Annotated in this window: 10 protein-coding genes; 7 read left to right on the plus strand and 3 right to left on the minus strand. The window is 40.4% G+C overall.

The features are described 5' to 3' along the window. Positions 1–196 precede the first annotated feature (196 nt). The 5 genes from CLV32_RS16655 (at position 197) to CLV32_RS16675 (ending at position 7,556) form a co-directional block, all read left to right on the plus strand. Complete coding sequence (locus CLV32_RS16655; RefSeq protein WP_133557589.1) at positions 197–793, plus strand: DUF6436 domain-containing protein; 597 nt, start codon at positions 197–199, stop codon at positions 791–793. Then, the gene (locus tag CLV32_RS16660; protein WP_133557591.1) at positions 793–3,033 is read left to right on the plus strand and encodes a response regulator; all 2,241 of its coding nucleotides are present in this window, start codon (positions 793–795) and stop codon (positions 3,031–3,033) included. The genes CLV32_RS16655 and CLV32_RS16660 overlap by 1 nt, the downstream gene beginning before the upstream one ends. Before the next feature lie 117 nt (positions 3,034–3,150). Next, positions 3,151–5,016 carry a TonB-dependent receptor plug domain-containing protein gene (locus CLV32_RS16665; RefSeq protein WP_133557593.1) on the plus strand — a complete coding sequence of 622 codons (1,866 nt, stop codon included), beginning with the start codon at positions 3,151–3,153 and terminating at the stop codon, positions 5,014–5,016. Positions 5,017–5,196: 180 nt separating this feature from the next. Beyond that, positions 5,197–6,615: an aminotransferase-like domain-containing protein gene (locus CLV32_RS16670; protein WP_262711526.1), complete on the plus strand. Its 1,419-nt coding sequence runs from the start codon at positions 5,197–5,199 to the stop codon at positions 6,613–6,615. Positions 6,616–6,920: 305 nt separating this feature from the next. Next, positions 6,921–7,556, plus strand: coding sequence for a DUF6266 family protein (locus CLV32_RS16675; protein WP_133557597.1), 636 nt, complete (start codon positions 6,921–6,923; stop codon positions 7,554–7,556). Positions 7,557–7,689: 133 nt separating this feature from the next. On the opposite strand, the gene CLV32_RS16680 is transcribed toward CLV32_RS16675, so the two are convergent. Continuing rightward, complete coding sequence (locus tag CLV32_RS16680) at positions 7,690–8,109, minus strand: tetratricopeptide repeat protein (protein ID WP_133557599.1); 420 nt, start codon at positions 8,107–8,109, stop codon at positions 7,690–7,692. A gap of 87 nt (positions 8,110–8,196) precedes the next feature. Further along, complete coding sequence (locus CLV32_RS16685) at positions 8,197–8,586, minus strand: winged helix-turn-helix transcriptional regulator (protein WP_133557601.1); 390 nt, start codon at positions 8,584–8,586, stop codon at positions 8,197–8,199. A gap of 109 nt (positions 8,587–8,695) precedes the next feature. On the opposite strand from CLV32_RS16685, the gene CLV32_RS16690 reads away from it, so the two are divergent. Both CLV32_RS16690 and CLV32_RS16695 read left to right on the plus strand, forming a co-directional pair. Further along, positions 8,696–9,295: an FMN-dependent NADH-azoreductase gene (locus CLV32_RS16690; protein WP_133557603.1), complete on the plus strand. Its 600-nt coding sequence runs from the start codon at positions 8,696–8,698 to the stop codon at positions 9,293–9,295. A 260-nt stretch (positions 9,296–9,555) separates the two neighbouring features. After that, entirely contained in the window at positions 9,556–11,013 is a 1,458-nt protein-coding gene (locus tag CLV32_RS16695; protein WP_133557605.1) for a tetratricopeptide repeat protein, read from the plus strand. 112 nt (positions 11,014–11,125) lie between these two features. Here the strand turns inward: CLV32_RS16695 and CLV32_RS16700 are convergent, their stop codons facing one another. Then, positions 11,126–11,797, minus strand: coding sequence for a lipid-binding SYLF domain-containing protein (locus CLV32_RS16700; protein ID WP_133557607.1), 672 nt, complete (start codon positions 11,795–11,797; stop codon positions 11,126–11,128). Positions 11,798–11,859: the final 62 nt, after the last annotated feature.

The following is an 11,859-nucleotide window of genomic DNA, read 5'->3' on the forward strand; positions in this document are numbered from 1 at the left end:
ACGCTCTTATCTACGCTGCCCACGTTGACATAGGATAAGAAATAAAATATTTACGACGGTTAAAAGGCTGAAATAGATCTCCGAACTTTTGTTTGCTTCATTCATTTTATTTTTTTTACAAAATCTAAAATCTGAATACCCCCTAAAACCGTAGTTTTGTGTTAACAAACCTCAGAGGGACTAATTCGCTTAATTTATGAAAAAATGGCTTGCTACCACATGGCTAGCTTTTCTGTTGGTAACTATCGTTACGTTATTTTGGTACAATCAATTTGTGTACAGCTTGCCCACACCTGTTCCTCTAAATTACCGTACCGTAAAACCCGGAAAAAAGATCAGCGTAAACGACAAAATTAAAACGGACCATACCAAACCTATATTCCTTCATTTTTTTAATCCTGAGTGTCCATGTTCCCGGTTTAACATCGACCAGTTCAAAGCGTTAGTCAAAACTTATAAGGATCAGGTCAACTTCGCGGTAATACTCCTGTCTGACAAACACTACACAGCGTCAGAAATTCAAAAAAGGTTTGGTTTCGAAGTACCCGTTTATGCCGATAGTACAGTGGCGGCAGCCTGCGGAGTTTATTCTACACCTCAAGCTGTGGTTTTAAAAGAAGATCAAACTTTATATTACCGTGGAAATTATAACAAGAGCAGGTATTGCACAGATATGAAAACAAACTATGCAAAGATGGCTATAGAAGGTGTTGTGAAACACCAACTTTTATCCGGTCTTGACAAATATGCATTGAAAGCTTATGGTTGTACCTTGCCTAACTGTGGAAAATAATGTCAAATACGACTGATGTACCTCTAGCCCAGATAACGGAAACACTCGAAGCATATAATTCAAACGTTAAAGAGCGTTCCGACAGGCTGATCAATTACTTTATGATCGCCTTTTTCTTCACAGGCATCGGCCTCGCATTTTTTTACGATACCTGGACTATAGCTCTGGGTGTGGGCGGACTGAATCTATTAGCCTATTATTCCATAAAATGGGCACTCCCAGAATCTGATCTGTATCAATACGTACTTAGCGTTTGTCTTGGAATTTTCATGGCCCAGTTTATATTTCAAATGCACGGTATGTTCGAAATGCACTTCTTCGCCTATATAGGTAGTGCTATTTTGATTACCTATCAGAATTGGAGGTTGCAGATTCCAATGATGATTTTTGTCGTCATCCATCATTTATCCCTAAATTATATCCAAAGTCTTGGTTATGGCGAAGTCTACTTCACCACGTTAGACTATCTGGAGGTTCGCACGATTGTAATTCACATTGTACTAACTGGAGTAATTTTCTTTATTGCAGGCCTCTGGGCACACCACTTAAGAAAATACAATGGTATTCAGCTTTCGATGATGGCTTACATCAAAGAAAAGAAAGCGCATCAGGATGCCCTGGAGAAATTAAACAACGAACTCAAAATTTCTAATCAGGAAGCCATAGATGCACGTTTGGATGCTGAAAAAGCAGCGCAGGCCAAAAGCATTTTTCTAGCAACAATGAGTCACGAAATCCGTACACCCATGAACGGCGTTCTGGGTATGACCTCGTTGCTGACTGAAACTACGCTGGACGACGAGCAGAAAGACTATGTGAACGTAATCAGCACCAGCGGCGAAGCCCTTCTAAATGTAATTAACGATATCCTTGACTATTCAAAAATCGAATCCGGCAACCTCGATCTTGAAGAGATGAGCTTCGATTTGCACAAATGCATTGAAGATGTAATTGATTTATTCGCCAAACGCGCTACAGTACAGCAACTGGACTTGTTATATGAAATAGACCATAATTTACCTGAAATCCTTGTGGGTGATGCTTTTCGTCTGCGCCAAATACTTATAAACCTGGTAAACAATGCTATGAAATTTACCAAAGAGGGCGAAGTTCATGTATCTGTTAAACACCTTGGTACACTCAATGATGTCGTTGACATTCTTTTTGAAATCCGTGATACGGGCATCGGGATCCCTGAAGAAAAACTTAACAAATTGTTCAAGCCGTTTTCGCAAGTTGATTCGTCAAATACCCGTAAATATGGAGGTACCGGATTGGGCTTGGTTATTAGTGAAAAACTGGTAAAGTTGATGGATGGTGCGATTAATGTAAGCAGCAAGGTTGACGAAGGAACGGTATTTGGATTCACAATCAGATCGGTAGCAGGATCTCCCGATGCACATCAGCTCTTAGTTGTTGATCCTGTTCAAAACGCCGGCAAGAAGGTGCTTATAGTAGATGATAACCATACAAACCTCAGAATCTTAAAGGGGCAACTAGAGCAATGGAATCTTCAACCCATCGTGTATAGCGACCCAACCGAAGCGCTAAAGTACATCGATGGCCCGGATCAGCCAGATATGTTGATTACAGATATGCAGATGCCGGAAATGGATGGCATTGAACTTGCGAGAGCCGTAAGAGCGAAAAACAGCACCATCCCGATTATTCTCCTGAGTTCGGTTGGTGATGAGGGTAAACACCGCAACACAGACCTTTTTGCAGCAGTAATTAATAAGCCTGCTAAGACCAAACAGTTGAGAAAGATCGTCCATCAGACTTTACACCAGCAAATGCTGACAGTTAAAGATAAAGATGGAAACACCAACACCTTAAATGTTGAGTTTGCGGATAAATATCCTTTAGAAATTCTCCTGGTTGAAGATCATCCGATAAATATGAAGCTGGCTACCAGGATACTTAATAAACTTGGTTATGCAGCTGACCTGGCCGCAAATGGATTGGAAGCAGTTGAAAAATTTAGTAAGAAAAACTATGATTTGGTGCTGATGGATGTGTTGATGCCAGAAATGGACGGTCTTGAGGCAACGCGGGTCATCAGAGGCTTTGGTGGTCACCAACCGAAGATTATCGCCATGACAGCCAACGTGATGTCAGAAGATAAAAATGCGTGCTTTGTTGCCGGCATGGACGATTACCTTTCCAAACCTATTCATATTGATTCCCTGCTCGAGCAAATTTCGAAAACCTTTAACGAAAAGAGTCGTACGTCTCAATAGATGAACTACTTGTCAGTACATCAATAGACTTGACACCTTACCGGACTAGCTACTTTCTGAAAACCGGCATAGTATATTAGTCCGGCGACATCTTACATTTGAAAAAAATTAATTAAGATGACGAAGATTTATTTTGCTGTGCTCCTTTTGTTATGCGGTAATATATATGCCCAGAAAAAACAAGATACCACAATCCTGATCAATGAAGTGGTGATCAACGAAAACGGATTCAATACCCCAATATCTAAACAGAATAGAAATGTATATGTGATTGATCAGGCAATGATAGCGAAGCTACCGGCCCGCACTGTTCAGGAATTACTGCAATACGCAAATGGAATAGATCTTCGACAACGCGGCCCTTTCGGCGGTCAGGCCGATATCAGCATTGATGGCGGAAGTTTTGAACAGACGGTTGTGCTGTTAAACGGAATCAAAATCATTGATACGCAGACAGGGCACAATATGCTGAATCTTCCAATTCCTGTAGAAGCGATAGAAAGAATTGAAGTGATTAGGGGGCCGGCTGCCAGGATCTATGGAATAAACAGCTTGACTGGAGCCATAAACATCATTACTAAGAAGCCTACAAAGTCAGGAATTGTAGTCAATACTTACGCAGGCACAAATTTCGAGAAAGATACTACTGGAACGGGAAACACATTTTATGGTAGAGGGATTCAGTTAGGTGCAATTTTGAGTAAAGATAACCAGCAACATTCGTTTTTCGGGTCACATGATAAAAGTAATGGTTATCGTTATAATACAGGATTTGAAAATAACAAGCTACTTTACCTGGGCCATTATAAACTCAACGAATTCAATGAAATAAGCACTTCGTTTGGTTACATTAAAAACGGTTTCGGGGCAAACGGATTTTACGCATCGCCAGGCGATAAAAATTCAACCGAGTATGTTCAGACTACGCTTGCCTCAGCACAATCAAAACATATTTTAAATGACAAATGGACATTAATTCCAAAATTAAGTTACAGATATAATTTTGATGATTACCGATATTTTGGAAATAGCAATCTCAATGCGGGTGTAAGTAAACACTATACAAACTCAGCAGCCGCAGAACTCAATTCGGTCTATAAAACAGTCGCCGGCGAATTAAGTTTAGGGGCTGAAGTAAGAAACGAGCACATAAGTTCGTCAAATATTGGCCAGCACCGTCGGGGAAACCTGGGGATCTATTCACAATACCGTACCGATCTGATGGAAAAGCTTAACGTAAATCTCGGGACTTATATCAATTATAATTCAGACTACAAATGGCAGATCTATCCAGGAATTGATGCCAGTTATACAATAACTGATTTATTTAAAATCATAGGAAGCGTAGGTACCAGCCAAAGACTTCCATCTTTTACAGATCTCTATCTTGACCAGCGTCCCGGAAACATCGGAAATCCAAATCTGAAACCCGAAAATGCTTTTCAGAGCGAAGTTGGTTTCAAATTTATTGAAAGACATATCACTTTCAACACGAGTGCATTTTACAGAAGTATCAGCAGTTTTATAGACTGGACACGCAGCGTAAATACGGATCCGTTTCAAAGTAATAACCTTGGTAATATGTTTACCAGGGGTGTAAATGCGCGGGCAAACTACACCGGAAATATTTCTAGCGACGCCAGATTGAATATCAACCTCGGATATTCCTATCTGAAATCAAAGTTTAGTGATATGGAATCCAGACTTATCTCTAAGTATCAGATCTCATCGCTAAAACATCAGTTAACAAATACTGTCGACTATCAATATCGCAATTTCTCCGTTTTGGTAGCCACTCGATTCAATCAACGTGTATCCGGCCCTTCTTATTGGATAAACGACTTTAGGATCAGCCAAACGGTAAAAAAGTTAACAATATCAGTAGATGCGCAAAATATTTTCAACACTACGTATTATGAAATTGGGGCTATCCCGCTTCCATCCCGATGGGCTAGTCTGGGTATTAAATACGTGTCTTTTTAAGACTAAGGCATCGGATAGACTGCTTTTCCTGATTACGGTTTGTTTACTATCAACGGTAATCAAACCGTATTTAAAAAAAACGCTAGCTTAGCATTCTAAATTGAGCACAGTTTTTATAAGATGAATAGCCCTGTTGACATACCGTACAAAAGTCTTATTCAGCTTAACTCAAATTCATCGATGCCCATCTATCGGCAAATTGCCGATAGAATAATTGATTGCATATTACGGGGTCATTTAATGGCAGGTATCAACCTTCCCGGCACCCGGGTCTTGAGCAAGATTCTTGGGGTAAACCGCAACACTATAGTAGCAGCCTACGAGGAATTGGAAAGACAAGAATGGGTCAAAAAAAAACCGAACAAAGGCACAGTTATTCTGCACGGCACACATCCAGTGGCATCTAAAACACACAGAGGAGAAAATCTACAGCCAGCATCCTATCCTACCTTCACCGGCTTCAGTTTTACGCAGACAAACATTCTGGATGATCCCTTTGAATTTTCTGACTGTGAGTATGTATTCAATGACGGAATTCCCGATATCAGGCTTATACAAATCAGCGATTTGTCGCATCGGTATAGTGCTAATTTAAAGAGAAAGTCAAACAGAAAAAAACTGACCGGCTATAATCAGGAAGGCAGCGAATATTTCAAGGCTAACCTCTGCAATTACCTTAATCTCTCCCGTGGACTGCATATCTCCGGTAAAAATTTATTGATTACAAGGAGCACGGAAATGAGTGTGTATATCACATCACGAATTCTGCTTACAGAGGGCGATCTGGTATTGGTTGGGGAATTGGGATATTTCTCCGTAAATATGATATTGCAGAAAAATGGTGCGCATATCAAAACTGTACCAATAGATCAACAGGGAATCGACGTTGATGCTATCGAAATAATCTGCAAAACACAAAAGGTTCGGATGGTCTACATTACCCCCCATCATCATTATCCTACCACAGTTACACTCAGTCCACAACGTAGAATTCAGCTACTTGAACTGGCTGTTAAGTATGGATTTGTGATCCTGGAAGATGATTATGACTACGATTTTCATTACACCAAAAGTCCCGTTTTGCCACTTTGTAGTGCCGATAGCTCAGGGATGGTAGTCTACATAGGATCATTTGGCAAATCACTCGCTCCCGGGTTCAGAACAGGTTTTATTGTTGCGCCGGACAATATCATGGCTGAAATGAGAAAATATTTGGGCATTATAGACCGGCAGGGCGATATACTGATGGAGCAGGTATTAGGCGAAATGATAGAAGATGGAGAAATCCACCGGTATATGAGAAAGTCGTTGAAGGTTTATCAGGAAAGACGTGACTATTTTGCGGAATTGCTCAACGAACATCTGGCAGATGAAATTGAGTTTGACCTCCCTTCGGGGGGATTGGCTTTTTGGCTACGCTGGAAGCAAAAAGTTAACCTATCGCAGCTGGCAAAAAGATGCCATAAAAACAATCTATTCATCCCCAAAACGTTGATGTATCAAAACAGCAAAATCGCAGCTATGCGGGTAGGTTTTGGAAATCTGACCAGAGCAGAAATGGAAAACGCAGTGGCCATTCTAAAAAAGTCCGCAGGCTAACAGTCCATGTGGGAATGCCTATTTGGCGATAGCCACATCAAATTAAGCTGGTTATTGTTCAGGTACACATTTTACCAGAAGTTAAATCGTATTGCTAAAAAGTTATTGAAACACGCAGCACAAACGCACATCCGACACACCCCCCACGCAGCCCTAACCCAGCTGTAGATGCGTTAGAGGTGTATGTCGTCTGAGTTAAATATCAGTGTTGGATTTGTGTACATAGAACTTTTTATAAGCGCATTCCTTTTATTTACAGTAACTTATACCTATATTGATTTAATATTCACTTAAACTTATCAATCATGGGAATTGCAAAAAATGGAATTCATGGCCCTGTAAGCGGCAAAGTCGGCCAGGTCGTATGGTATGAATCAAATGGACAAAACTTAGCCAGAGGGATTGGCTCACGAACGGCGGCCCGTACGCCAAATGAAATTCAATCGTCGAATCGGCAAAGCGTTTTAATCAAGTTTTTCGTTAAAATCAAACCTTTTATAACAAAGGGATTTAGTGGTGCAGCGGCAGGCACAACACGCAATTTCCATAATCTGGCGGTATCTTATAACCGCCTGAATGCAATTCATCCGGATAAAAGCAAAACAGATATTCTGTATGATAAAGTACGTCTTGCTCAAGGAAATTTGCCTACACCCCAAAATCCATCAGTTACAAAAAATGCCGAGGGACTGGAATTTAAGTGGGAATTTGAAGGTCTAGCAAACGACCGCCGAAACGATCGCACCATGCTTTTGGCCTACTTCCCTGCAAAAGATCTGTTTGTTTACGATACCTCTGGTGCGCGTAGAAAAACACTCAGCGACGAACTAGCTATCAATGAATTGTACATCAATGATACCATGCACGTGTACATGGCTTTCTGTGCAACAGATGAAACGCTGGATGTCTCAAACAGTATTTATCTTGGCCAGATCAATTGATAAAGAAGCATAGCTATGGAATATACCGGATTATACTAGCCGGGAAAGTTCAAACGGCATTTGAATTTTCCCGGTTTTATTTTATTTCAACTACCCCACTCTGAATTTCTTTAAAACGTGTGTACAAGTCGGCCTATGAAATCTCGCCTCTAATCAACTCCAGATACGCAGGATCCTCACCCTGAAAAATTTCATCACCATCCAGCATATACGCACTTAGAAAATGTGACTTAGCTTTTTCCAGGTTTCCAAGCTGATAGAATACTTGTCCCAAGCTATACCAGATGTATGGATTTCCAGTCCCATCAGGCGACGCCAATGCTTTTTCAAATGCTTCTAAGGCTTCATCATAATCTTGCTGGTTAATGTGTGCATCGCCTATAGCTGTGTATAACCAGGTTGCCGCCTCCCAGTCTGTTTTCGGTTCTGGTAAAAGTGCCAATGCTTCATTGTACGACTCCAATGCAAGTGCAAAGTCTTCTTGTTCTTCGTATCCATCACCTTGCTCGGCAAGCGTTGTTAATTTATCGTAGATATCTGCAGGAAGTTCCATAGTAGCTTTTTATAAGATTGTGTATCAAAGATACAGCCTATTGCCGATCCACCAAGATTTTCTGGTATAATTTATCAGCTGCTTTAATCAGTTCCCTCTCCTATTTGACACTAGTCGTTGCCGATGCTGAATACCCCAATCTTTGAGTTCAAGTAATACCTTATCCAGCGTAAGACTATAAGGCATTAATTCATAGGTTACGGTAACCGGGCTTGTGGGAAAAACATTTCGAACAACAAATTCGTTCAGTTCAAGTTCTCTAAGTTCCTTTGTAAGTACTTTTGGCGTGATATCACCCAACGAGCGCTGAATGTCTTTAAACCGCATAGGACCTTGAGACAAGGCAAAGATTAGGGGGAATTTCCATTTCCCGCTGAGCACATATAAGGCATCCCGGATGCCAGAAACACCTTCCGCACAATTCAGTTTGGCACAAACGGCTCTAGCGTTGTCGGCCAATTCGAGTTCTTTTTCCATTGACACAAAGATAATTACTATCCCAAAAGATACTGGTATCCTTTGGGATAGTAGTATCAATTTGAAAGCCAGCGTCTTTAAGTTTGCTGTCGAAAAATAATTCAACAACATGAAAAAGATACTTCACATTATTTCTAGTCCAAAAGGCGATAATTCGTATAGCACGAAATTAGGCAATGCAGTTGTCGATAAGATCCTGGACGCCAACCCAGGAAGTACAGTTACTGTAGACGACCTGACAAAGAAACCTTACCCTCATTTGGAAGAGGCAACCCTTGCTGCTTTTTTCACTCCGGCAGACGAACAAACTGATAAAAATAAGCTGGCACTAAAACACTCTGACCTGGCCGTCGCGGAAATTTTGAAGGCCGATATCCTTGTAATTAGTACGCCGCTATGGAATTTCGGTATTCCGTCGGCACTGAAAGCATGGATAGACCATATTGCCCGCGCGGGTGTAACGTTCAGATACAGTGAGGCTGGCATTGAAGGCTTGATTAAGAACAAAACAGTCTACATTGCGATGTCTTCCGGCGCTGTTTTTTCCAGTGGTCCTTATGAGTCGATGGATTTTGTTTCAACATATCTCAAAGGAATTTTAGGTTTCCTGGGAATGACAGAGCAAAAGGTATTTCGTGTAGAAGGCTCAGCTTATACTGGTCAGGCAGAAATTGCGCTCCAAAGAGGTCTGGATAGTATAGTACTGTAAGTTCTGCGCCATTAATAATTGTTAGGAGGTTCAAATTCTCCTAATAATTATTGTAAGTCACGTCGGTTCATTCAACTGAAATCTATTGATAAAGACACCGTTGATCTGTTAAGCTGAAAACAAGCTCGAATTGAAATCCAATATTGGATGTAATAGACTTATTTCTAGTAAACTGAACGACTTTTATGATATATTTGGCAGTCTTGCGTAAGTTTTTACTACGGGCGAGCTAAAAATATTCATCTATACCTCATCTGCCAATGTCGAAACACTTGGTGTTCACGCTTATACTTTGCTGCATCTTTTTGACCAATCGGGCTGTTGCCGATCTGCGCGCATTTCCCGATAGCTTGACGAGCATTTTAAAACTTAGCGATGAAAGAATAAAAGAAAAAAAATTATCCGAGCTATTAAATAATAGATTTCTAGTCAATTCAACCTTTGATGGTCGTCTGAATGATCTCAGAGGCTCTTTAAAAAAGTACCATCAAAAAGGAGCGGATGAATTTGTAGCATACGCCAGAATATTGATATATCGCCGCAATGACCAGCTTGACATGGCAGAAAAGCTACTGTTAAAAAGTATATCCATTGCTCAGCAACACAGCAATGACTATTTACTTTATAAATTCCACCTTACACTTGCTTACGTGCAAACAGATAATGGTGATTATATTAGTGCCATACATAGTTACCGTTTAGCACGTAAACAGGCTGATGTTTTAAATGATCCACGATTGCAGGTATCCATTGATATTGGTATCGCAGACTTGTATATGCATCTCCAACTTTATGATCAGGCGTTAACCTATCTTGGGCAAGCGCAGGCCTATTGTAACAACCATCCGGAAGAATCCAGACCTGCAAGTTATGTAATATCGAATAAGGCGGAAATCTACTTCAAGTTGGGTGTTAAAGATTCACTGGATCTATACGTAAACAGATTCAAAGGCACAGCGTTACCGGATGCGGAAAGAATCACCAGGCGATTGTCTTACTTTAGTTTGATTTTGGGTGGAAATTTTGGCGGAGCAGTCAAAGTAATTAAAGAGCAACTTGCCATGCCCGGAAATTATTATAAAAATGTAGACCGATGGTATTTGGCAGACTCCTACTACAGATCAGGCGCTGTAGATTCTGCAGAAAAAGTAGCTCAAGAATTAATTAGTGACCATAAAATTAACTCGGCGCAGCTTAAGTTACAATCCTACATCCTTTTGGCCCAGATTGCTCAAAATAAAAGTGATTATCATGCTGCAAATAAATATAATAAGCTAGCATTGTCGGAGTCTGAAGCTTATAGAAATCGAATGATGCGTGTTGCAGATCTTTCTTCGGAAATCAGGCTCGATCAGATGGACGCTTCTTACCGTGCCAAGACTACGCTTTATAAAAAAGAAAAAACGATTCTCATTTTTGCAATTATAATGGCTGGCTTAACTGTAATAGTTGTTGGTTTATTCTACAACAACGTAAGGCAAAAACATAAATACCAGAAATTACTGTATCATGCAGAAACCCGAGAACTTGCATTTATTAATTCTCACGAAGCGCGTAAACATCTGGCTAATATCATTGGTTTGTGCGCATTGTTAAAGGATACCGAACAGAATGCGGAACAACACGAAATATTTTATGAGCATCTGTATAATTCAGCCTTAGAGCTGGATCAAACATTGAAAAATATCGCGAGTAAGTTGGTGAGGAAACCCGATTAATTACTATGGCGTGGAAAATTATGTTTTCTGTATATTTATTTTAGGCAATCAAACTGTTATCTCACAAAAAACCCCGGAACATTACTGCCCGGGGTGATCAATTCCTGTCGACTTATAATGCTGCTAAAGTAGCTTTCAAACGGTTAACAGCTGCGTTTGTAGATACTGAGGTATCAAATATTGTTTGTGAACTAATTCCACTTCCATAAAATGCCGCATTAGCAGATTTGTCTATTGACAAATTTGACCCGTTGATACTAATACCTGCAAAAGCTCCTTTGCTACGTGAGTAAGAATAGATTTCCGCTTCAAATTTATGATCTGTACTAGCCGTTGAGCTCCTTCCTACCGGACCAGCAGTTGCAGAAATATCTCCACCGATCGTAAAATCACCATCTTTAACTTTAGTTAATACACCTTTATTTTTAAACACCAGTACAAGGTCCACTGACTGTACACCAATCTGAAAACCGATACTACCACCGGTAAATGTGATAAACACAGGATTGCTCCATTTACCATTTGCCAGTTTAACCATCCCAACGCCTTTACCGCGCTTTCCGCCGATTCCAAGACCAGCATTTATAAGTTTAGGAATTACGATTACGCCTTCAGATCCGGCAAGAAGTTCACTGGGAATCCCCTCTTTCATTTTACTGAAAGCTACTAAAACCTCTGACGATTTATTAACTCGCTCAGTTTCCTTGCCTGCCTCAACAGCAGAGGTGAGCATGAAGAACGTCCCCAATGCCAGGGCTATCCTACTAAATTTCCATGATTTCATAAGTATTTGTTTTATGTTATCTCTTTAACAAAATTTATATTGAAAAGTTGGCAAAAAAAAAG

Origin of the sequence: Pedobacter duraquae, assembly GCF_004362245.1 — a bacterium.
In the GTDB taxonomy this organism is placed as follows: domain Bacteria; phylum Bacteroidota; class Bacteroidia; order Sphingobacteriales; family Sphingobacteriaceae; genus Pedobacter; species Pedobacter duraquae.